We start from the raw sequence: 20942 nt of genomic DNA, 5'->3' as shown, positions 1-20942 counted from the left end.
GCACCATCAGCGCATGCGGGCGCTCAAGCGGCCCAGCGGCGCAGAAAATTCGGCCCGCCAACTCTCGCCCACTTGCAGAGGCCAAGCGTCGGTCCAGGTGCCGGTGGTGATCACGTCGCCCGCTTGCAAATCCACCGCGCCGGGGCATTGGCGCAGTTCTTTCAAAAAGTGGTGCAAGGCGTTGAGCGGGCTGTCGAGGACGTTGGTGCCACTGCCCTGCTCCACCGCTTGACCGTTTTTGAACAGTGTGACCTGGGCCTGCGCCAGCAGGGTGTGCAGGGCCTGCGCATCGGCGGCCAATTGCTGCACGGGCAGGCGCTGGCCCACCAGCAAGCGGGCGTGCAAGCCGCTGTCGGCCATGGTGTCGGTGGCCGTAAACTTCCAGTCTAGGCAGTGCGACTGCACGACTTCAAAACCGGGGGCCAGCCAATCGATGGCCTCAAACAGTTGCTGCAGGCCGGCGTGGGCAGGGGGCGTGGCCTTCATGCCGAAGACGATTTCGGGCTCCAGCCGGGGCTGGCAGGTGCGGTTCAGGTCGATGCTGCCTTGGGCCTCGCCCGTGGCAGCGGGCTCGGCAAAGCTGAGACCCGTGTCCCAGACCGTGCCCCACATGGGGCCAAACACCTCGTAGCGTTGCCACAGGGTGCGGTTGGTGAAGCCGATCTTGTAGCCCCTGGGCACTTCGCCACGCTGCTGACGCAACTGGCGCACAGCCAAAGCTTGTTGGTAGGCCGCGGCCGTGTCGGGGCCGCCCACCACGCCGGGGGCTTGGCCCCACAAAAGGGCCTGGTCGTGGTGCTGCAAGAGTTGTTCGGGGGTCATGAAAAGTCTCCTGATGACATGTTGAAAATCTTCACACCGCCACAAAGCGGCCGTCTTCTTGGGCCTGGATTTGCCCCTGCGCCAGCAGCTCGTCCAGGTGCATGGCAATGGTGTGGCGCTCGGCGCAGGGCACAAAGGGCACGTCGTAGCCTGCGGGGTACAACAGGCGGCGGTTGACGAGTTCGTCCAGACTGTGAGGGGCTTGCAAATAGCCCAGCAGCTGCGCACTGCGCTCGTCGATCTTGCTGGCAAAGCGGGCCAAATCGGCCAAAAACTGAGCCCGGTCGGTGATCACCGCTTTGTGGTGCGAGGTGGCCCAGATGCGGGCGTCCAGTTCGGCCACTTTGTTCAATGTGTGGCGGAAATCACTCAGGCTGGAGGTGGCGTCGCCGTAATACGGACCAAAACCGCTCAGGTCGATGTCGCCAATGAAGGCCAGGCCTTCGCTCTCCACCACCAGGGCGCAGTGGCCCGCCGTGTGGCCCGGCAGGTGGTGCGCCCGCACCCGTACGCCGCCGCCCAAGTCCCACACCGCGCCGTCGCTGTAGCCGGTGGCGTCGGGCCGGGGCTGGTAATGGAAATCCTTTTGCACGATGGCCAGCATCGCGTCCAGCACGTCCTGCGGGTAACCGTAGTGGCGGCACATGCCGTCCCACGACTGGGCGGCGGCCAGGTCGGCCTCGTGCACTTGCACGGGGGCGTGCGGCAGTCGGTGCAGACCGGCCATGTGGTCTTCGTGCACATGGCCCAGGATGACCAGGTCCACCGTGTCCAGCTCGGGGCCAATGCGGTTGGCCACCTCGGGCGTGTCAAAGGCCACCCGCATATCCGCTCCCTCAACGATGAGCTGGTTGCCGTCGGGGTATTTGCCCGACTTGGCACCCAAATGCACGCTCACCGCGCCAAAACGCAAAACAGAGGACATGACAGCCTTTCCAAAATGTCGGTCTGAGGTGTGCAATATAGCCAGCGTGACAGCGGCCAGCTGCCGCGCAAGCTACAGTCAATGGCATGAACACCCCGCCCAGCCCCGCTACCCTGGCCCCCACCGCCCTGATCGACAGCGACCACCCCGACGTGATCGCTTTTGCCCGCGAACATGGGCAAGGCGACAACGCGCGCGAACGGGCCGTTTCGCTGTATTTGGCGGTGCGCGACCGGTTTCGCTACGACCCCTACCGCATCGACCTGTCGGCCCAAGGCATGCGGGCCAGCTCGGTCATCGCCCAAGGCGCGGGCTGGTGCGTGCCCAAGGCGGCGCTGATGGCCGCTGCCTGCCGGGCGGCGGGCCTGCACGCCCGCCTGGGTTACGCCGATGTGCGCAACCACCTGAGCACCGAGCGCTTGCGCCAGACCATGCAGACCGATGTGTTCATTTGGCACGGCTATGCCGACATCTGGCTGGACGGCCAATGGGTCAAGGCCACACCCGCCTTCAACATCGAGCTGTGCGACAAATTCGGCCTGCTGCCGCTGGAGTTTGACGGACGCAACGATTCGATTTACCACCCCTTTGACAAGGCCGGCAACCGGCACATGGAATACGTGAACCAGCGCGGCACCTTTGACGACATGCCGCTGGCGCAGATCGTGGCCGACTTCAAGACCGTCTACCGCGGCTGGATGGCCGACAACGACCCCCTGCAAAACGCCAGTTTTGCCCAAGACGTCGACAAGGAGACGCGATGACCCAGCGCCAATTGGTCTTGCTCGATTCGATTGCGCTGGTCAACGCCTCGCATGCCGGCACGGTGATCGTTTCGGGCTCGCACGGCGGTTTGTCGGCCTCGCATTTTGTGACGGCGCAAACCCACAAACCTTATGCCGTGGCCTTCAACGATGCGGGGGGCGGCAAAGACGATGCGGGCCGCGTGGCGCTGCACGAGTTGCAGGCCGTGGGCGTGCTGGCGATTTTGTACGCACACACCTCGGCCCGCATTGGCGAAGCGCAAGACGGGCTGGACAACGGCGTGGTCAACGGCCTGAACGCTTTGGCGCTGGCGCAGGGCCTGCAACTGGGTATGCGCATCTCGGAGGCGGTTCGGCACTTGGGCGCGTGATCAGCGCCGATCAGGGCTGGGTGACATGCCCCCCATCGTTCAGTTTCTGGCGCCTGTTTCTCGCGCCAAAATGTGCTCAGAAGCTCAAGCCGCTGCCACGGCTGCCCGTTTGACACGCCACAGCAGCCACAAGGCGATGCTCAGGTTGAGCGCGTTCCACATCACACCATTGAGGAATGCGGCGTGATAAGAACCCGTCAGGTCAAACACCTTGCCCGACATCCAGCCCCCCAAAGCCATGCCCAGCAGCGTGGCCATGATGACAGCCCCCACGCGTGAGCCCGCTTCTTTGGCCGGGAAGTACTCGCGCACGATGATGGCGTAGGCCGGCACGATACCGCCCTGAAACAGGCCAAACAGGGCCGAGATGATGTAGAGCGACACCAGGCCATTGAAGGGCAAAAACAGCAGCAAAGCCACGCCCTGCAAAACCGAGCCCAACACCAGCGTGCGCAAGCCGCCAATGCGGTCGCATATGGCCCCGGAAATCAAGCGGCTGGCGATGCCGCTGGCCAGCATGAGCGAGAGCATTTCTGCGCCGCGTGCCGCGCCAAAGCCCAAGTCGGTGCAGTACGCCACGATGTGCACCTGCGGCATGGCCATGGCCACGCAGCACGCCACACCCGCCACGCACAGGAAAAACATGGCCTTGTTGGCGCTCAGGCCAAAGGGCCGCTGCGACTGCAAGGCCTGGGCGCTGCCCACCACCGGGGTTTGCAGCAAGGGCGGGCGCTGGCGCATGAGCAGGCTGAGCAGCACCATGCCGATGCCGCAAAACAGGCCCAGCGCCACGTAGGTGCTGCGCCAGCCCATGGTCTCGACACCGTGCTGGGCCAAAGGCGGCCAAAGGGCTCCGGCCACGTAGTTGCCACTGGCACACACCGCCACGGCGATGCCCCGGCGCTTGCGCCACCACAGCGAGGTGTCGGCCACCAAGGGCGCGAAGGTGGTGGAGCTGCCGATCAGCCCCAGGAGCAAGCCGTGCGCCAGCGCAAACCACCAAATATTGCCCGACAGACTGGCCGCGATGAACCCCAGGCCCGTGCCCACTCCGCCCAGAAACAATGGCACATGAACGCCCGCGCGGTCGGCCCAACGGCCCATGAACAAGCCGCCAACGCCAAAACCGATCATCATCAAGGTGTACGGCAAGGAAGCATCGGCCCGGCTGACACCGAACTCGGCCTGCACGGCGGGCAACACCACGGCCACCACATACATGCTGGAGCCCCCCAGCGTCATCAGGGCCAGCGTGACCAGCAAGCGCCGAGCGGCGTAAGCAGAGTCGATCAGGTGTTCGGCGGCGGCGGTGGTAGAGCTCATGCCCGCAGGTTAGCAGGCCAGACTGCGCGTGATTGGCAAATGCGGGACAAGCAGACGTCCCATCCAAAAATGCAAATACTGGCTATGATTTTGGTGAATTAACCACCAAAATCATCATGTCAAAACTTTTCGCAATTTTGGTTTCCGCGCTTTGGCTCACCTCGGCTCACGCCCAAGCCACCTCCTGCACCGCCGCAGCGGCAGAAAAAAAATTGGCGGGCGCTGCCAAAAATTCGTTCTTGAAGAAATGCGAAAAAGACGCCACAGCCCAATGCGAAGCGGCCGCGGCTGAACGAAAACTGGCGGGGGCAGCCAAAACCAGCCATGTCAAGAAGTGCGTCAAAGATGCGGTGGGCCCAGCCGATTGATTTGCGCCTCGCATGCGCACCCGCCCTCCGATCCATTGGCGCTCGCCATCCCCTGCCGGCCGATTCAGACGCTGGTGCTGGCTCGCCTGTCTGACGCTGGGCATCTATGCAGTCGCGGGTGCCGATGAACTGCAGGGCCGGGTGATCAAGGTCGCTGACGGGGACACCGTGACGGTGCTGGATGCCCAGCACCAATCGCATGTGATCCGGCTCGGGGGCATTGACGCGCCCGAGAAAAGCCAGCCCTACGGCCAAAAATCCAAAGCGCATTTGTCGCAAGCCGTGTTCGGGCAAACCGTGACCGTGACATTTGACAAGCGCGACCGCTACGGCCGCATCGTCGGCCAAGTGCGGGTGCGTGGCGAAGACGCCAATTTGCGACAACTGCAGGCGGGTTGGGCCTGGCATTACAAGCAGTACCAGCGTGAACAAACGCCCGAAGAACGCAGCGTCTACGAGGCCGCCGAGCAAGGCGCGCGAGAAAACCATCTGGGCTTGTGGCAAGGCCAAGGCCCGGCCAGTCCCGAGCCACCCTGGGCCTACCGCGCCCGACTCAAATCCGAACACCAGACCACGCCACACCACGACGCCTCGCGGTCAAGTCACGGGCAATGAAGCCACACCGCGGCCAGCGCAGGCGGCTGCAGGCAGATGGGCTCAACCGGGGCGCACCATCTTGCAACTGCTGGGCAAACGGGCCTGCTCGGCTTTGATCTGGCGCACCACTTTGAAGCCGTAGCCCGAACCTTCGACATCAAAAGGCACGCCCGCGGCACCTTGGCGTTGCATCACGCCCACCACCAAAGGCTGCTGAAACTGGTGGTCTTCGGCCCGCATGAAACCGGTTTGCCCGGCCATGCTGACGCGGGCTTTTTCCAGCGCCAGCGCCACGGCCACCGGCTCGGTGCTGCCCGCCTTCTCGACCGCCTGGGCCAGCGCCTCGACCATCAGCTGCATGCGCACATGCACATAGTCTTCCGAGGGCTTGGCAAAACGCTGGCGGAACGATTGGTAAAACGCCTCACTGGCTTTGCCCGGCACATTGGGCAGCCAGTCGGCCACAGCGATCACCCGGTCCACGCCCGCATCGCCCAAAGCCGCAGGCGCGCCCAGCGCATTGCCGTAAAAGGTGTAGAACTTGCCGTCATAGCCCGCCTCACGTGCCGACTTGACCAACAGCGTGAGGTCATTGCCCCAGTTGCCGGTGATGACCGCCTGGGCCCCGCTGGCCTTGATCTTGGCCGCGTAGGGCAAGAAATCTTTGACGCGGCCCATGGGGTGCAGCTCCTCGCCCACCACTTTCACATCAGGACGCCGCTCGGCCAACTGGCGCTTGGCTTCGCGCAGCACCGCCTGACCGAAGCTGTAGTCTTGACCGATCAGGTACACCGACCGGACCTTCTTGTCATCTTGCAGCACCTGCATCAGCGCGGTCATGCGCATGTCGGCGTGGGCGTCAAAACGGAAATGCCAGAAGCTGCATTTTTCGTTCGTCAGGGCCGGATCGACCGCCGAGTAGTTAAAAAACAGCACGCGCCTGCCCGGCTCGCGTTCGTTGTGTTTGTTGATCGCGTCGATCAATGCCGCCGCATTGGCCGAGGAGTTGCCCTGCAAAACCACTTGCGCCCCGTCGTCGATGGCGGACTTGAGGGCCGACAAGGCTTCTTCGCTTTGGCCTTTGCTGTCGTAACGCTCAAGCACCATGGGCTGTATGCCTTGCGGCGTTTTGACGCCGCCACGTGCGTTGACACGCTCAACCGCCCAGGCGATGTTGCGCACCACGGCTTCTCCGGTGTTGCCAAAGGGGCCACTCAGGCCCTCAATGAGTGCCAGCTTGATGGGGGCTGGCGACTGCGCCCCAGCGGGCGCCACACAAAAAGCCGCAGCCAGCAAAACCAGCGCACAACGGGAAGAGATCAAAGACAAACGCATATCAAAAATAGAACCCGTGCTGACACGGGTCGGGGCCAAAAGTCGCGCAGTTTAACGGCTCGGCTTAAACCAGTTCATGCAAAGGCCAGCGCGGTTTCACATCGAAGCTGTAACGCGCCTCGGCCACCTGCGCGCCCGACTGCAAACGCATGGCAGCGGCCATGGCGATCATGGCGCCGTTGTCGGTGCACAGGTGCAGCTCGGGGTAGTGCACACGCACTTGCACCTTGGCGCAGGCGGCATTCAACTGGGCACGCAACTCGCGGTTGGCGCCCACGCCGCCGGCCACCACCAGACGCTTCATGCCCGAGGTTTTGAGGGCATTCATGGATTTTTTGACCAGCACTTCCACAATCGCCGCTTGGGTCGACGCGGCCAGATCGGCTCGCTCGGGTGCGCCTTCGGTGTGGGCTGCGGGCCCGATTTTTTGGCTTTGGGTCAGCACGGCGGTTTTGAGGCCTGCAAAAGAAAAATCCAGATCGCCGCTGTGCAACAAGGGACGCGGCAGTTTGTAGGCCGCCGGATTGCCCTGCTCGGCCAGACGCGACAAGCCCGGCCCACCAGGGTAAGGCAAGCCCATGAGCTTGGCAGACTTGTCAAAGGCTTCGCCTGCGGCGTCGTCGATCGACTCACCCAGCAATTCGTAACGGCCCACGCCGTCCACCCGCATCAGTTGGGTGTGGCCACCCGAGACCAGCAAAGCGATGAAGGGGAATTCGGGCGGGTCGGCGCTCAAAAACGGCGAGAGCAAATGCCCTTCGAGGTGGTGCACGCCCAGCACGGGTTTGCCCAATGAAGCGGCCAGCGCACAGGCCACGCCCGAACCCACCAAGAGCGCGCCGGCCAGCCCCGGCCCCCGGGTATAGGCCACCACGTCGATGTCGCCGAGCGTGGCCCCTGCCTCGCTCAACACCTGGCGGGTCAGCGGCAGCACCCGGCGAATATGGTCGCGGCTGGCCAGCTCCGGCACCACACCGCCATAGGCCTGGTGCATTTCGATCTGGCTGTAGAGCGCGTGCGACAACAGCCGCGGCATGGCGTCCCCGGTGGTTTCCACCAAGGCCACACCGGTTTCGTCGCAGGAAGATTCGATACCCAAAATTCGCATACCAGCGAGTTTAAGCGGGGCATGGGCGGTGACACGGGGCTTGTCCATAATCCTGGGCAGCACGACTCTGCACTTGAAGCCCCGCACCATGACCACTCTCCGATTGATTTCCTCCATGGCCACCAAGCCGCTGCTGGCCGATTTGGTGGCGCTGTACCAAGCGCAGACCCCGGGCATCCACATCCAGGTCGAGTCGGTCGGCGGCGTCGATGCGGCCAAGCGCGTGCAAGCGGGCGAAGCCTTGGACGGCGTGGTGCTGGCCAGCGACGCCATCGACAAACTGACCGCCAGCGGCCATGTGCTGGCGGGCAGCCGCGTTGATCTGGTGCGCTCGGGCGTGGCGGTGGCCGTGCCCGCGGGCCAACCCGTGCCAGACATCTCGACCGAGGCCGCACTGAAGGCCGCCATCCTCGCCGCCCCCACACTGGGCTATTCGACCGGCCCCAGCGGCGTGCAACTGGCCAGGCAGTTTGAGGCCTGGGGCATCGCCGAAACCATCGCCCCACGCATCGTGCAGGCCCAACCCGGCGTGCCCGTGGGCTCGCTGGTGGCCCAGGGCCAAGTGGCGTTGGGCTTTCAGCAGCTGAGCGAAATGCTGGGCGTTCCCGGCATCACCATCGTGGGCGGCCTGCCGCAGGCGGTAGAGATCATCACCACGTTCTCTGGCTCAGTGGCAGCCAACAGCCTCCAAGCCGAGGCAGTGCGGGCCTTGTTGGCGTTTTGGGCATCGGCGGCTTGCACCCCACTGAAATTGCAGCACGGCATGCAAACGGCCTGATCGCGGGCACCTCTGCAAGTTCGTGGGCTGGGACCGCGTCATTCAACATATGCTAAATATGTATTTGTAAGCGCCGCCTATAGATCAGAAAATTGGAAGCACTGAATGCCCGTGCCGATTTCTGACCGCCCATGTCCCCACTTTTTACCCCAAGCTGCACCCTTGTCGGTGCCGGTCCCGGTGACCCGGAACTGCTCACCCTCAAAGCCGTCAAAGCCATTGCCAACGCCACCGTGCTGCTGGTCGACGACTTGGTGAACGACGACGTCTTGGCCCACGCCTCGCCCACCGCACGCATCATCCATGTGGGCAAGCGCGGCGGCTGCCAAAGCACGCCCCAAGCCTTCATCGACAAACTGATGGTCACCGCTTTCCGAGAAGGTGAGCGGGTGGTGCGCCTCAAAGGGGGCGACCCTTTCATTTTTGGCCGGGGCGGCGAAGAGGTGGAGCACCTGCGCGCAGCGGGCATTGACGTGGCGGTGGTCAACGGCATCACCTCGGGGCTGGCGGGCCTGAGCAGTCTGGGCGCGCCGCTCACCCACCGCGAACATGCGCACGGCGTGGTGTTTGTCACCGGCCACGCCAAACCCGGCGACAGCGGCACCGACTGGGTGCAATTGGCCACCACGGCCCACCAAGCCAAGTTGACGCTGGTGATTTACATGGGCGTGAGCAGCCTGCACAAGATCAGCCAAGGCTTGCTGCAAGGCCTGCCCGCCCACACCCCTGTGGCGGTGGTGCAGCACGCCAGCTTGCCCACACAGCGCCAAGCGCTCACCACACTGGGCGACTTGGTCGGCACCCTGCAGCGCGAACAGCTCCAAAGCCCCAGCATCATGGTGGTGGGGAACGTGGTGCAAGGTGCCCGGGCATGGCAAGCCGCCACGCCACAGTCATGGACCCAGCGGGCCGCCTGAGCTCAGAACCACTGTGGGGGCGAGCGCCCACGCACGACAAGCAACCCATCCCAGTCCCTACAACTCCCGTTGCCGGCAACCGCTGTTCACTGCCCATCCCCTTACACTCCCGGCCATGAACACATGGGATGCAGTGATTGTTGGCGCAGGGGCAGCGGGTTTGTTTTGCGCGGGCGTGGCAGGCCAGCGCGGGCTGAAGGTGCTGGTCATCGACCACAGCGACAAGATCGCCGAAAAAATACGCATCTCGGGTGGCGGGCGCTGCAACTTCACCAACCGACTGCTGGACGCTTCGGCCCCGCAAAAGCACTTCATCAGCCAAAACCCGCACTTTTGCCGCTCGGCCCTGTCGCGCTACACGCCGCAAGACTTCATCGAGCTGGTGCAAAAGCATGGCATCGCGTTTCATGAAAAGCACAAAGGCCAACTGTTTTGCGACCACTCGGCCGAGGACATCATCCACATGCTGCTGGCCGAATGCGCCGCGGGCGGCGTCGAGATCCGCACAGGCTGCAGCGTCAAGTCGGTGCAAGCGGTGCCAGCGCCCACCGAAAACACCCCCCGCTTCATCCTGGACACCACCCAGGGTGCGTTGCAAACCACGTCCTTGGTGGTGGCCACGGGCGGTTTGTCGATCCCAAAAATCGGGGCGAGTGACTGGGGCTACCGCATCGCCAGCCAGTTTGGCCTGCGCCTGGTGGAGCGCCGCCCTGGCCTGGTCCCACTGACCTTTGACGGCCAAGCCTGGGCACCCTATGCCCAGCTGGCCGGACTCGCGCTGCCTGTGGGCATCGAGACGGGCGAGAAAAAAGGCCGCATGCACTTTGACGAAGACCTGCTGTTCACGCACCGGGGCCTGTCCGGACCGGGTGTGCTGCAAATTTCCAGTTACTGGCATGAGGGCACGCCCATTCGCCTGAACTTGGCCCCAGAGCTGAACCTGCCTGAGCGCCTGCAGGAGGCCAAGCTGCGCTCCAAAAAGCTGCTGGGCAACGAGCTGGCCAGCCTGGTCCCGAGTCGCCTGGCGGAAGCCTGGGTCAGCCAAGACCCCGCCTTGCAGCGACCCGCCGCCGAGGTGCCCGACAAGGCCCTGCACAAGCTGGCGCAAGGGCTGTCGAGCTGGAACCTGACACCCACGGGCAGCGAAGGCTACAAAAAAGCCGAGGTCACGCTGGGCGGGGTGGACACCCGCGATGTGTCCTCGCAAACCATGGAGTCCAAACAGCCCGGTCTGTACTTCATTGGCGAGGTGATCGACGTGACCGGCTGGCTCGGCGGCTACAACTTCCAGTGGGCTTGGGCCAGTGCCCATGCCTGCGCCACGGCACTGACCGATCGTCTGGCGAGCCCGTCGAGGGCCTGAAAACAGACGGATTCAGCGTTATAATCTCAGGCTTTGCTGGCAAACCCCCGTCGGCCAAATACTAGTTCGTGACGGGGAACCGCCGAAACTGGGTTTCAAGGGCCCGATCTCCCTTGTGGCTGCAGCCGGCACATTTTTGGAAAATTGATTCAATGACCACCATCCGCGTGAAAGAAAACGAGCCGTTTGACGTCGCCCTGCGTCGCTTCAAGCGCACCATCGAAAAACTCGGCCTGCTGACAGACCTGCGTGCCCGCGAGTTCTACGAAAAGCCCACGACCGAGCGCAAACGCAAGAAGTCGGCAGCCGTCAAGCGCCACTACAAGCGCGTGCGCAGCATGCAGTTGCCCAAGAAGATGTATTGATCTTCCTTTTTGCTTGACCTGATCCAGGTCTGCAAACAAGCCCGCTGGAGGACGCTCAGGCGGGCTTTTTCGTTGATGCCCCGCTACTTTCCACACCACCAGGAGCCTCTCATGAGCCTCAAAGAACAGATCACCGAAGACATGAAAACCGCCATGCGCGCCAAAGATGCCGAGCGTCTGGGCACCATCCGCCTGCTGCTGTCGGCCATGAAGCAAAAGGAAGTGGACGAGCGTGTGGAGCTCGACGATGTGGCCGTGGTGGCCATCGTGGACAAACTGATCAAACAGCGCAAAGACTCGATCGCCGCCTTCGAGCAGGCCGCCCGCCAGGACCTGGCCGACAAGGAAAAGGCCGAAATGGCCGTGTTGGTGGCTTATCTGCCTGCACGCATGTCGGCCCAAGAGGTGAGCGCTGCGGTGCAAGCCATCGTGGCCGACCTGGGCGCCAAAGGCCCGGGCGACATGGGCAAAGTGATGGGCGCCGTCAAAGCCCAATTGGCAGGCAAGGCCGACATGGGCCAAGTGTCTGCGGCGGTCAAGGCGGCTCTGGCCGGCTGAGGCATTGCCGGGGCCAGGCCTGCACAGCGGCGCAGGCCTCAGCTGCCAGCGAGTTTCATGCGGTTGACCAAGATGGAGCCGGTGGTTTTGGCCCCCATGTTGTAGGTGTCTGCCCCGACGGCTTCGATGCCCATGAGCATGTCTTTCAGGTTGCCTGCGATGGTGATCTCATGCACCGGGTAAGCGATCTGGCCGTTCTCGACCCAGAAGCCGCTGGCCCCGCGTGAATAATCGCCCGTCACGTAGTTCACGCCCTGGCCCATCAGCTCGATCACAAACAGGCCTGTGCCCAGCTTTTGCAGCATGGCGTCCAGGTCGTCGCTCGACTGCGTCAGGCGCGAAGTGAGTGTCAGGTTGTGCGAGCCACCCGAGTTGCCGGTGGTCTTCATGCCCAATTTGCGGGCCGAGTAGCTGCTCAAAAAATAGCCCTCGACACGGCCGCCCTTGACCACTTGGCGGCGCACCGAGCGCACACCCTCGTCGTCAAACGGCGAGCTGCCTTTGCCGCGCAAGAGGTGCGGGTCTTCTTCGATATCGATGTGTTTGGGGAACACCTTCTTGCCCAGCGAGTCGAGCAAAAAACTGCTCTTGCGGTACAGCGCCCCACCGCTGACGGCCTGAACAAAACCGCCCAGCAAACCTGCTGCCACGGGCGACTCGAACAACACCGGGCATTCGGTGGTGGCAATTTTGCGCGCCCCCAGGCGCGACAAGGCGCGTTCAGCGGCGTAACGCCCCACCGTTTGCGGGGAGGCCATCTCGGCAGCCGCGCGCATCGAGGTGTACCAGGCGTCGCGCTGCATCTCGGCGTTGCGCCCGGGCAGCTTGGCAATCGGGGCCACCGAGATGCTGTGCCGCGAGCTGGCATAACCGCCGCGAAAACCGTGCGTGTGGGCACTGAAAAAATGGCTTTGCTGGGCCGATACGGCCGCGCCGTCGCTGTTGGTGATGCGGCGGCTGGTTTGGAGCGCTGCGGCTTCGCACTGCAAGGCCAGCTGGGCAGCCTCTTCGCTGTTGATGGCCCAGGGGTGAAACAGGTCCAGATCGCGGTGATTCGTTTCAATGTCGGCTTCGTCGGGCAGTCCAGCCGTGGGATCTTCGGCGGTGAAGCGGGCAATGTCATAGGCCGCCTGCACGGTGCGCTCGATCGCCGCTTTGGAAAAGTCCGAGGTGCTGGCGTTGCCCCGGCGGTGATCCACATACACCGTCACGCCCAGCGACTTGTCGCGGTTGCGCTCCACGTTTTCCAGCTCGCCCTTGCGCACGCTGACCGACAGGCCGCAGCCTTCGGATGCCTCGGCCCCCGCATTGGTGGCTCCCAGTTTCTTGGCATGCTTCAAAGCGATGTCGACCAGCTCTTCAAAGTGATCGCGCGAGTAGCTGAAGCCGTCATGGGCATGCGCATGGGCGGCAGCGTCAGATGCGTTTTTTTTCACGGAACTTTTCACGGAAGGGGTCTCAAAAAAAATGGCGGGCACCAGGCCCGCAGTGGCCGCTATGATACTTGCCACCCAGCCCCTGCGCTGCACCAGAGAACGAGTTCCCCCAGTCATGTCCCGTAAACCCAAAAAAGGCTATTTCGTCCGCGGTCAGTTTGTTGCCGAGGGCAGCGAACTCGACCTGGAGTACAAGCGCGAGCTCAAAGGCGGCTTGGATGGCCCCAGCCGCACCGAACTCAAGCGCGAAAGCACCGAGCTGCAAGAACTCGGCACCGCCTTGCTGACCCTGCGCCGCGACCTGATGGAAGGTCTGGCCTTGCCCGACAAACTGGTCGACGGGCTGGCCGAAGCCAAGCGCATCACCAACTTTGAGGGCAAGCGCCGTCAGATGCAGTTCATTGGCAAGCAAATGCGGCTGCTCAGCCCCGAAACCCTGCAAACCGTCCGCGAAGCACTCGACATCCAGCGCCTGGGCAGCGCCAAAGACACCCAGGCCCTGCACCTGGCCGAAGCCTGGCGCGACCGACTGATCGCCGACGACGACGCCGTGGGTGAATGGATCGCGCACCACCCGCAAACCGACATCCAGCAGCTGCGCGCCCTGGTGCGCCAGGCCCGCAAGGATGCCGTACCGGTCACCAACGCTGCGGTATCGCAAGGCCTGGCCCCGCGCCAAGGCCGCGCTTACCGCGAGTTGTTCAAGCTGGTGCGCAGCGTGCTCACGGGTGGCGAGAGTGACAACACCCCCGACGAGGATGCTGAAGATGAGTGAACCCCAGTTTGACCCGGTCAAGATCGGCATCGTGTCGATCAGCGACCGCGCCAGCACAGGCGTGTACGAAGATAAAGGCCTTCCCGCGTTGCAAGCGTGGCTCACCCAAGCCCTGCACAACCCCATCCGTTTTGAGCCGCGCCTGATCCCTGACGAAAAAGACCGCATCAGCGCCACCCTGATCGAGTTGGTCGATGCGGGTTGCAGCTTGGTCTTGACCACGGGTGGCACAGGCCCCGCCTTGCGCGATGTGACACCCGAGGCCACACTGGCCGTGGCCGACAAGGAAATGCCCGGCTTTGGCGAGCAAATGCGCCAGATCAGCCTGAAGTTTGTGCCCACCGCCATTTTGTCGCGCCAGGTGGCGGTGATCCGTGGCCAAAGCCTGATCATCAACCTGCCAGGTCAGCCCAAATCCATTGCCGAGACACTCGAAGGCCTCAAAGACGCCGAGGGCAAACCGGTGGTGCACGGCATTTTTGCAGCCGTTCCTTATTGCGTCGATTTGATGGGTGGGCCTTACATGGAAACCCGGGACGAAGTCTGCAAAGCCTTTCGCCCCAAAACGGCCATCCGAGCCCCACGCTGAGGCGCGCCTTGAAGTTCAGCGGCCGCAGGTCCCAGACTGGCGCGCCCACAAGGGTGTCCACCCTGCCCTGGCCCTGACCCGAGGCCGGCCCATGCCGCCGCCTTCGGGGCACACCTGTCCTTTGGGTATAATCCACGTTTTCGGCAAGAGCGACAGCAGCACCTCCGGCTAGACCACCGCCAACCGCGCGACGCCCCCATGTGGGCCGGTCACCGTTCCGCAAGGACTGCATTCCAAATGTTCGCCCACCATCTTGCCATTGCAGATTAAACGCCCATATAGGGAGTCTGTCTGTGTCTTAACCCACGCCCGCGCCGGGATGTATTTGGCGCTGACTGTGTCCGTTTCCTTGTCTGTTTTGATGTTCTGAGGTGTTCGTTCATGCCTGCTCAAAAGTCGAAGAAGCCTGCCCAGGCCGCTGCCAAAGCCAAACCCGTTGCCAAGACCGCTGTTGCCAAAAAAGCCCCCGCGCCCCTCGCCAAGCCCAAAGCCAAAAGCCCTGTCACTGCCAAAGCCCCAGCCAAAAAGTCAGCCCCCGTGGTGACCAAGGTCAAGGCGCCTGCCAAAGCCGCTGCCCAAGCTGCAGCGAAAACGGCAGCCAAACCAGCAGCCAAGGCAGCACCGAGCAAGGTCAAAGCAACAACAACCCCGGCGACTCCTGCAAAGCCTGCCAAGAAAGCCGCCTCCGTGCCAGCCAAGAAAACTGAAGTCCCTGTCAAAAAATCCACCGCCAAAGCCAAGGAGGCTGTGGCCGAAGTGGAAGTGAAGAAACCCGCCAAAGCCGCCAAAGTCGCGGCCCCGGTCGAAGACAAAAAACCTGCTGCCAAAAAAGTCGTCACCGGTGCCAAACGCGGCCCCAAGAAAAAGGGCAGCATCGCCGAGCCCAGCCTCGAGGACGATTTGGACATTGAAGCCGACCTCGAAGGCGAACCGGTCGTCGAAGCGGGCTCCGAAACCGCGGAGAAGGTCAAGCCCCTGCGCATGAAGATCAGCAAGGCCAAAGAGCGCGCCTTGATGAAGGAATTCGGCTTGGACGAAACCGTCCTGACCGAAGCCGAGATGAAGCAGCGCCGCGACCGCCTCAAGGCCCTGATCAAGCTGGGCAAAACCCGTGGCTACCTCACAAACGGCGAAATCAGCGACCACCTGCCCGACAAACTGGTCGATGCCGAAACCCTGGAAGTGGTGATCGCCACCCTGAACGACCTGGGTGTGGCGGTGTACGAGCAAACGCCCGACGCCGAAAGCCTGATCATCACGGACAACGCCCCCACAGGCTCGACCGAAGAAGAAGCCGAAGAAGCCGCCGAAGCCGCCTTGTCCACGGTGGACAGCGAATTCGGCCGCACCACCGACCCCGTGCGCATGTACATGCGCGAAATGGGCACCGTGGAACTGCTGACCCGTGAAGGCGAGATCGAAATCGCCAAGCGCATCGAAGGCGGCTTGATGGACATGATGGCCGCGATCAGCGCATCGCCCGCCACCATCGCCGAAATCCTGCGCATGGCGAGCGAAATCCGCGAAGGCAAAGTGGTGATCTCCACCGTGGTGGACGGTTTCGCCAACTTGAACGAAGCCGACGACTACGTGGCCGAGGAAGACTTTGACGAGTTCGACGAAGCCGACGACGACGATGGCAAAGGCGGCTCCAAGGCCCTGACCAAGAAGCTCGAAGAGCTGAAAAACCAGGCGCTGGAGCGCTTTGACCGCATCACCGAATACTTTGAAAAAGTGCACAAGGTGTACGACAAAGAAGGCTGGGGCACGCCAGCGTATGTGAAGGTGCAATCGGCCCTGTCGGAAGAGCTGATGACCATCCGCTTCACGGCCAAAACCATCGAAAAACTGTGCGACATGGTGCGGGGCCAAGTTGACGATGTGCGCAAGAAAGAGCGTGAGCTGCGCCGCATCATTGTGGACAAATGCGGTTACCCGCAAGACAACTTCATTGCCGATTTCAGCGGCCGCGACAAAAACGGCAAACGCATCGAATCCCATCTGCTCAACCTCAAGTGGATTGAAAAGCAGGCTGCTGCGGGCAAGAGCTGGAGCGCCGTCATGGGCCGCAACATCCCGCCCGTGCAAGACCTGCAGCAAAAGCTGATGGACCTGCAGTCACAGGTGGTGGTGCCCCTCGATGAGCTCAAGGACATCAACAAGCGCATGAACGCCGGTGAGCGTTCCTCGCGCGATGCCAAGAAAGAGATGATCGAGGCCAACTTGCGCCTGGTGATCTCGATCGCCAAGAAATACACCAACCGTGGCTTGCAGTTCCTCGACCTGATCCAGGAAGGCAACATCGGTTTGATGAAGGCGGTGGACAAGTTCGAATACCGACGCGGCTACAAGTTCTCGACCTACGCCACTTGGTGGATCCGCCAGGCCATCACCCGCTCGATCGCGGACCAGGCCCGCACGATCCGCATCCCAGTGCACATGATCGAGACCATCAACAAGATGAACCGCATCTCGCGCCAGCACTTGCAGGAATTTGGCTTTGAGCCCGATGCCTCGATCCTGGCCGAGAAAATGGAGATTCCGGAAGACAAGATCCGCAAGATCATGAAGATCGCCAAAGAGCCGATCTCGATGGAAACGCCGATCGGCGACGACGACGACAGCCACCTGGGCGACTTCATCGAAGACAGCACGCACACTGCGCCCATCGACGCGGCCTTGCAAGCCGGTCTGCGCGATGTGGTCAAGGACATTCTGGATAGCCTCACGCCCCGCGAAGCCAAGGTGCTGCGCATGCGCTTTGGCATCGAGATGTCCACCGACCACACCTTGGAAGAAGTGGGCAAGCAGTTCGATGTGACCCGCGAACGCATCCGCCAGATCGAAGCCAAGGCGCTGCGCAAGCTCAAGCACCCCAGCCGCAGCGACAAACTGCGCAGCTTCATCGACACGATGTAAACCACATCAGGGCGAAGCTCAAAGCCTCCTGACTGCCAAGTCAGGAGGCTTTTTTTATGCCCCAGCGCGCCTTCGACACGCCCCATTCAGCCCTGCACCGCCATCAGGGGAGCGACTTTGAGAAACCCGGTCAATGAAGAACTTATTTATGTACGCTACCGTACATTAAAAATGTAGATTTCAATTAAGATAATTATCAATAACTGCAAAAAGGACAGTAAATGCTCAGTCCAGCCAATAATTTAATGGTTAAGCAATTAATTCCAGAAAAATATGAAAAACTGTTGCCGTCGTTTCAGCTCGTTTGCCTGGAGGCCGATCAACAATAAAAATTGGCATTCAAAAGCCAAGGCCGTATAGGCGAGGCACCCAGTGCTTGCGGCACCTGTGCAAACACCACAGGGCCATCTCAGCGCGACTGGGCTTTGTTGCCGTAAGGGCAGTGGTTGGGGCGCGGCCCCACCTGAGGATGCAACCGGCAGGTGTTGGGCCGCTTGGCGTACACGGTGCAGCGGCGGGTCTTGGCATCGAGAAACTGGCAGTCGCCACTGGCGCGCCGCGCCAGGCTGAAAATGCTGTTCTTGAAGTTGAAGTGCTCGATCAGTCCGGCTTTGCTCAAGCGTTTGGCGATTTGCTTGGGGTCTTCGTGTTCGGCCTCAAAAGGGTCCACCAGTTCCAGCCGCACCAGATCGGCCAGCTTGACCTCGACCGGCATGGTGCAGCAGTTGGCGGCGCAGGTGTCGCACAAACCGTTTTTGTAACGGGTCCAGGTTTCGCAACGGTCAACGTCGACAACGGCAATGGGGGATCTCATGGGCCATGATTATCCCCGGATACAAGGTTTCAATCCGCCTGCGCCTGGCCCCAATAATGAAAAGTCATGGGGCTGGGACCCGCCAGATACGCCGATTGCGTGTTCGCAACAAAGCCTGCGGCGTCCAACAGAGCAGGAATGTCGCGCCCCAGATGACAGCCACCCGCCAGTGGCCCCCAAAAAGGTTGCAGCCGCTCTTGCCAGCGACGCACAGATTCGTCAGGTGCCAGGCCGTGCTCACAAAACAAGAGCTTGCCGCCCGGCACCAACACCCGGCGCATTTCGCGCAGGGCCTGAGCCGCATCCGGAATGCTGCACAGGGTGTAGGTGCAGACCACGGTGTCAAAGCTGGCATCTTCGGTTGGCAGTTGCTCGGCCGACAGGCCCATCAGCTCGACGGCAATGCCCGCCTCTCGGCTGCGTTTTTGGGCCAATCGGTGCATCTGCATGGCCGGGTCCACGCCCACCAAGCGGGTGATGCGGCTGCGGTCATAAAACGGCAGGTTGCGGCCAGTGCCCATGCCGACCTCCAACACCCGGCCCTGCGCTTGGGGCACCAACTGGCGGCGTTGCTTTTGCACCATCGGCAAGCCGCAGGCCATGTCGATGACATAGGGCAACACCACACGGTCGTACCAGTTCATGGTGTGCCCCTGTTGACAATGGGCCTCAGCCCTTTTTGGCCACCAGCGTCAGGATGTCGTAGCTGGCCACAACTTCACCCAACTGGTTGGTGACTTCCACGTCCCAGGCCACCACACCTTGGCCCACGCCGTTCGCGTCCTTCTTGTGGCGGTCGATCTTGCGTTTGGCCGTCAGGCGCGCTTGAATCGTGTCGCCAATGCCCACGGGCTTGACGAAGCGCAGGGTGTCCAAACCGTAGTTGGCCAGCACCGGGCCAGGTGCGGGCGAGACAAACAAGCCCGCAGCGGCCGACAACACGAAGTAGCCATGCGCGATGCGCTTGCCAAAGGGTGAATCCTTGGCGGCGATCTCGTCGAAGTGCATGTAGAAATAGTCGCCAGACAGGCCCCCAAAAGCCACGATGTCCGCCTCGCCCACGGTGCGGCGGTGGGTCAGCAGACTCTCGCCAATTTGCAACTCTTCAAAGTAACGGCGGAAGGGGTGGACCTCGGTCTCAATCAGCTTGGCGCCGCGCATGTATTCGCCCGTGACGGCAGCGATCATGGTGGGTGAGCCCTGCAGCGCGGTGCGCTGCATCAGGTGCTTGACGGCGCGGATGCCGCCGAGCTCTTCACCACCACCAGCGCGGCCAGGGCCGCCATGCTTGAGAGACGGCAGCGGTGAGCCGTGGCCCGTCGATTCCACGGCCGATTCACGGTCGAGGATGTGCAGGCGGCCATGCAAGGCCGCGGCCACCGGGATGATGCGGGCGGCGATGTGCGGGTCTTGGGTAACCAGAGTGCCGACCAGGCTGCCCTGCCCGCGTGCGGCCAGTTGCAAGGCTTGGTCGATGTCGTCATAGGGCATGAGCGTGCTGACCGGGCCAAACGCCTCTACGTCGTGCACGCTGTCGGTGTGCAAAGGTTTCTGGCACAGCAGCAGCGTGGGCTGGAAGAAGGCGCCGCCTTCCACGCCCTGCCCCACCGGTTGGAAATCGGCACCGCCGCCAAACACCAGCTCGGCACTTTGGCGCAACAGGGCCACGCGCTCGGCCACATCGGCTTGCTGCGCGTGCGAGGCCAAGGCGCCCATCTTCACGCCCTCCACCGACGGATCGCCCACCACCACCTTGGCCAGACGGGCTTTGAGTTTTTCAGCCACGGCGTCCAGGTGCTGGCGCGGCACGATGGCGCGGCGGATCGCGGTGCACTTCTGGCCGGCCTTGACGGTCATTTCACGGGCGACTTCTTTGACGAACAGGTCAAACTCTTCATCGTCGGGCGAGACATCGGGCGCCAGGATGGCGCAGTTGAGCGAGTCGGCTTCGGCGTTGAAGGGGATGCTGTGCTTGACCACATTGGGGTGCACGCGCAGCATGGCGGCGGTGTCGGCCGAGCCGGTGAAGGTGACCACGTCTTGGCCGTTCAGGCGCTCGAGCAGGTCGCCGGTCGAGCCAATGACCAGCTGCAAAGCACCTTCAGGCAGGATGCCCGATTGCGCCACCAAGCGCACCATGGCTTCGGTCAGATAACTGGTGGATGAAGCCGGTTTGCCGATGCAAGGCATGCCGGCCAAAAAGCTGGGTGCGAACTTTTCCAAGAGGCCCCAGACAGGGAAATTGAAAGCGTTGATGTGCACGGCGATGCCGCCGCGCGGCACCAGAATGTGCGTGCCTGCAAAGCCACCCTTTTTGCCCAGCGAAAAAGCAGGGCCTTCGTGGATCAAGTTACCGCTGGGCAGCTCGTTGCTGCCCATCCCCGCATAGGCAAACAAGGTGCCTGCGCCGCCTTCGATGTCGACCCAGCTGTCGGCACGGGTCGCGCCGGTGTGGGCCGAGATGGCGTAAAGCGTTTCCTTGTGCTCGCCCAGGTACTTGGCCAGGGCCTTCAGGCGCTGGGCGCGCTCTTGAAAGTCGAGCTTGAGCAGGTTGGGCAGACCCACCGTGCGGGCGTGGTGCACCGCATCGCCGAAATCAATGGCTTCGGCATGGGTTTGGTAAACGGTCTGACCGTTGATGGCGCTGCGCAGGGCTTGTGCACCTTGCTGGCCGATCCACTGGCCACCGATGAAACTTTGCAGGACTTGGGACATGGCATCGTGCTTTCTGAAAAGAAAAAAGCCCGGCTCAAGAAATTAGCCAACCGGGCGGTCGGGAAATTTTAGTCTCTTTGTGCCCTGACCCTGCTGGGCT

General features: G+C 62.5%; 21 protein-coding genes. 12 read left to right on the top strand and 9 right to left on the bottom strand.

Annotated elements, in window-relative coordinates; genetic code table 11:
- Positions 1–6 precede the first annotated feature (6 nt).
- On the bottom strand, positions 7–822 hold the full coding sequence (locus LHAB_RS09750) for a 2-keto-4-pentenoate hydratase (protein ID WP_090045810.1): 816 nt from the start codon (positions 820–822) through the stop codon (positions 7–9).
- 31 nt (positions 823–853) lie between these two features.
- Positions 854–1747 carry an MBL fold metallo-hydrolase gene (locus tag LHAB_RS09745; RefSeq protein ID WP_090045808.1) on the bottom strand — a complete coding sequence of 298 codons (894 nt, stop codon included), beginning with the start codon at positions 1745–1747 and terminating at the stop codon, positions 854–856.
- Positions 1748–1833: 86 nt separating this feature from the next.
- On the opposite strand from LHAB_RS09745, the gene LHAB_RS09740 reads away from it, so the two are divergent.
- Positions 1834–2511: a transglutaminase domain-containing protein gene (locus tag LHAB_RS09740; protein ID WP_090045806.1), complete on the top strand. Its 678-nt coding sequence runs from the start codon at positions 1834–1836 to the stop codon at positions 2509–2511.
- Positions 2508–2882 (top strand): hypothetical protein, encoded by a 375-nt coding sequence (locus LHAB_RS09735; protein ID WP_090045805.1) that lies wholly within the window; start codon positions 2508–2510, stop codon positions 2880–2882. Before LHAB_RS09740 ends, LHAB_RS09735 begins: the two co-directional genes overlap by 4 nt.
- 84 nt (positions 2883–2966) lie before the next feature.
- Here LHAB_RS09735 and LHAB_RS09730 read toward each other — a convergent pair whose 3' ends face one another.
- The gene (locus LHAB_RS09730) at positions 2967–4205 is read right to left on the bottom strand and encodes an MFS transporter (protein WP_090045803.1); all 1239 of its coding nucleotides are present in this window, start codon (positions 4203–4205) and stop codon (positions 2967–2969) included.
- A gap of 32 nt (positions 4206–4237) precedes the next feature.
- Between LHAB_RS09730 and LHAB_RS09725 the strand changes: the two genes are divergently transcribed.
- On the top strand, positions 4238–4573 hold the full coding sequence (locus LHAB_RS09725) for a hypothetical protein (protein ID WP_369814112.1): 336 nt from the start codon (positions 4238–4240) through the stop codon (positions 4571–4573).
- A gap of 12 nt (positions 4574–4585) precedes the next feature.
- The gene (locus tag LHAB_RS09720) at positions 4586–5188 is read left to right on the top strand and encodes a thermonuclease family protein (RefSeq protein WP_090045800.1); all 603 of its coding nucleotides are present in this window, start codon (positions 4586–4588) and stop codon (positions 5186–5188) included.
- 42 nt (positions 5189–5230) lie between these two features.
- Here LHAB_RS09720 and LHAB_RS09715 read toward each other — a convergent pair whose 3' ends face one another.
- On the bottom strand, positions 5231–6505 hold the full coding sequence (locus LHAB_RS09715; protein ID WP_090045799.1) for a branched-chain amino acid ABC transporter substrate-binding protein: 1275 nt from the start codon (positions 6503–6505) through the stop codon (positions 5231–5233).
- 64 nt (positions 6506–6569) lie between these two features.
- Entirely contained in the window at positions 6570–7613 is a 1044-nt protein-coding gene (tsaD, locus tag LHAB_RS09710; protein WP_090047875.1) for a tRNA (adenosine(37)-N6)-threonylcarbamoyltransferase complex transferase subunit TsaD, read from the bottom strand.
- Between the two features lie 88 nt (positions 7614–7701).
- Here tsaD and LHAB_RS09705 point away from each other — a divergent pair, with 88 nt between their 5' ends.
- The 5 genes from LHAB_RS09705 to LHAB_RS09685 all read left to right on the top strand — a co-directional run bounded on the left by LHAB_RS09705 (position 7702) and on the right by LHAB_RS09685 (position 11594).
- The gene (locus LHAB_RS09705) at positions 7702–8391 is read left to right on the top strand and encodes a substrate-binding domain-containing protein (RefSeq protein ID WP_090045797.1); all 690 of its coding nucleotides are present in this window, start codon (positions 7702–7704) and stop codon (positions 8389–8391) included.
- Positions 8392–8522: 131 nt separating this feature from the next.
- Positions 8523–9308, top strand: a complete 786-nt coding sequence (gene cobA, locus LHAB_RS09700; RefSeq protein ID WP_090045794.1) for a uroporphyrinogen-III C-methyltransferase — start codon at positions 8523–8525, stop codon at positions 9306–9308.
- 115 nt (positions 9309–9423) lie between these two features.
- Positions 9424–10671 carry a BaiN/RdsA family NAD(P)/FAD-dependent oxidoreductase gene (locus LHAB_RS09695; protein ID WP_090045792.1) on the top strand — a complete coding sequence of 416 codons (1248 nt, stop codon included), beginning with the start codon at positions 9424–9426 and terminating at the stop codon, positions 10669–10671.
- A 152-nt stretch (positions 10672–10823) separates the two neighbouring features.
- Positions 10824–11036, top strand: coding sequence for a 30S ribosomal protein S21 (gene rpsU / locus LHAB_RS09690; RefSeq protein ID WP_019428257.1), 213 nt, complete (start codon positions 10824–10826; stop codon positions 11034–11036).
- 111 nt (positions 11037–11147) lie between these two features.
- Positions 11148–11594, top strand: a complete 447-nt coding sequence (locus tag LHAB_RS09685; RefSeq protein WP_090047874.1) for a GatB/YqeY domain-containing protein — start codon at positions 11148–11150, stop codon at positions 11592–11594.
- Between the two features lie 38 nt (positions 11595–11632).
- Here the strand turns inward: LHAB_RS09685 and pmbA are convergent, their stop codons facing one another.
- A complete protein-coding gene (pmbA, locus tag LHAB_RS09680) occupies positions 11633–13123 on the bottom strand; it encodes a metalloprotease PmbA (protein ID WP_228763461.1) in 1491 nt (496 codons plus the stop codon).
- Between the two features lie 22 nt (positions 13124–13145).
- Between pmbA and yjgA the strand changes: the two genes are divergently transcribed.
- The 3 genes from yjgA to rpoD all read left to right on the top strand — a co-directional run bounded on the left by yjgA (position 13146) and on the right by rpoD (position 17313).
- Entirely contained in the window at positions 13146–13805 is a 660-nt protein-coding gene (gene yjgA, locus LHAB_RS09675) for a ribosome biogenesis factor YjgA (protein ID WP_090045790.1), read from the top strand.
- Positions 13798–14394 carry a molybdopterin adenylyltransferase gene (mog, locus tag LHAB_RS09670; RefSeq protein WP_090047871.1) on the top strand — a complete coding sequence of 199 codons (597 nt, stop codon included), beginning with the start codon at positions 13798–13800 and terminating at the stop codon, positions 14392–14394. The genes yjgA and mog overlap by 8 nt, the downstream gene beginning before the upstream one ends.
- Positions 14395–14775: 381 nt before the next feature.
- Positions 14776–17313: an RNA polymerase sigma factor RpoD gene (gene rpoD / locus LHAB_RS09665; protein WP_090045789.1), complete on the top strand. Its 2538-nt coding sequence runs from the start codon at positions 14776–14778 to the stop codon at positions 17311–17313.
- A gap of 409 nt (positions 17314–17722) precedes the next feature.
- Here the strand turns inward: rpoD and LHAB_RS09660 are convergent, their stop codons facing one another.
- From LHAB_RS09660 to paaZ, 3 genes are read right to left on the bottom strand one after another with little or no spacing between them, the layout of a single operon-like run.
- Entirely contained in the window at positions 17723–18127 is a 405-nt protein-coding gene (locus LHAB_RS09660; RefSeq protein ID WP_090045787.1) for a YkgJ family cysteine cluster protein, read from the bottom strand.
- Positions 18128–18156: 29 nt separating this feature from the next.
- Positions 18157–18771: a class I SAM-dependent methyltransferase gene (locus LHAB_RS09655; RefSeq protein WP_090045785.1), complete on the bottom strand. Its 615-nt coding sequence runs from the start codon at positions 18769–18771 to the stop codon at positions 18157–18159.
- Between the two features lie 25 nt (positions 18772–18796).
- On the bottom strand, positions 18797–20842 hold the full coding sequence (paaZ, locus tag LHAB_RS09650; protein WP_090045783.1) for a phenylacetic acid degradation bifunctional protein PaaZ: 2046 nt from the start codon (positions 20840–20842) through the stop codon (positions 18797–18799).
- Positions 20843–20942: the final 100 nt, after the last annotated feature.

The organism is Limnohabitans sp. 2KL-27, from assembly GCF_001269345.1.
GTDB lineage: Bacteria > Pseudomonadota > Gammaproteobacteria > Burkholderiales > Burkholderiaceae_C > Limnohabitans_A.
The sequence above is the reverse complement of the archived record's forward strand: the minus strand, read 5'-3'. Positions and strand labels throughout refer to the sequence as shown.

Excerpts from the sequence above, each read along its gene's own strand:
- LHAB_RS09750 (WP_090045810.1), bottom strand. The coding sequence starts at position 822 with ATGACCCCCGAACAACTCTTGCAGCACCACGACCAGGCCCTTTTGTGG.
- LHAB_RS09745 (WP_090045808.1), bottom strand. The coding sequence starts at position 1,747 with ATGTCCTCTGTTTTGCGTTTTGGCGCGGTGAGCGTGCATTTGGGTGCC.
- LHAB_RS09740 (WP_090045806.1), top strand. The coding sequence starts at position 1,834 with ATGAACACCCCGCCCAGCCCCGCTACCCTGGCCCCCACCGCCCTGATC.
- LHAB_RS09735 (WP_090045805.1), top strand. The coding sequence starts at position 2,508 with ATGACCCAGCGCCAATTGGTCTTGCTCGATTCGATTGCGCTGGTCAAC.
- LHAB_RS09730 (WP_090045803.1), bottom strand. The coding sequence starts at position 4,205 with ATGAGCTCTACCACCGCCGCCGCCGAACACCTGATCGACTCTGCTTAC.
- LHAB_RS09720 (WP_090045800.1), top strand. The coding sequence starts at position 4,586 with ATGCGCACCCGCCCTCCGATCCATTGGCGCTCGCCATCCCCTGCCGGC.
- LHAB_RS09715 (WP_090045799.1), bottom strand. The coding sequence starts at position 6,505 with ATGCGTTTGTCTTTGATCTCTTCCCGTTGTGCGCTGGTTTTGCTGGCT.
- tsaD (WP_090047875.1), bottom strand. The coding sequence starts at position 7,613 with ATGCGAATTTTGGGTATCGAATCTTCCTGCGACGAAACCGGTGTGGCC.
- LHAB_RS09705 (WP_090045797.1), top strand. The coding sequence starts at position 7,702 with ATGACCACTCTCCGATTGATTTCCTCCATGGCCACCAAGCCGCTGCTG.
- cobA (WP_090045794.1), top strand. The coding sequence starts at position 8,523 with ATGTCCCCACTTTTTACCCCAAGCTGCACCCTTGTCGGTGCCGGTCCC.
- LHAB_RS09695 (WP_090045792.1), top strand. The coding sequence starts at position 9,424 with ATGAACACATGGGATGCAGTGATTGTTGGCGCAGGGGCAGCGGGTTTG.
- rpsU (WP_019428257.1), top strand. The coding sequence starts at position 10,824 with ATGACCACCATCCGCGTGAAAGAAAACGAGCCGTTTGACGTCGCCCTG.
- LHAB_RS09685 (WP_090047874.1), top strand. The coding sequence starts at position 11,148 with ATGAGCCTCAAAGAACAGATCACCGAAGACATGAAAACCGCCATGCGC.
- yjgA (WP_090045790.1), top strand. The coding sequence starts at position 13,146 with ATGTCCCGTAAACCCAAAAAAGGCTATTTCGTCCGCGGTCAGTTTGTT.
- mog (WP_090047871.1), top strand. The coding sequence starts at position 13,798 with ATGAGTGAACCCCAGTTTGACCCGGTCAAGATCGGCATCGTGTCGATC.
- rpoD (WP_090045789.1), top strand. The coding sequence starts at position 14,776 with ATGCCTGCTCAAAAGTCGAAGAAGCCTGCCCAGGCCGCTGCCAAAGCC.
- LHAB_RS09660 (WP_090045787.1), bottom strand. The coding sequence starts at position 18,127 with ATGAGATCCCCCATTGCCGTTGTCGACGTTGACCGTTGCGAAACCTGG.
- LHAB_RS09655 (WP_090045785.1), bottom strand. The coding sequence starts at position 18,771 with ATGAACTGGTACGACCGTGTGGTGTTGCCCTATGTCATCGACATGGCC.
- paaZ (WP_090045783.1), bottom strand. The coding sequence starts at position 20,842 with ATGTCCCAAGTCCTGCAAAGTTTCATCGGTGGCCAGTGGATCGGCCAG.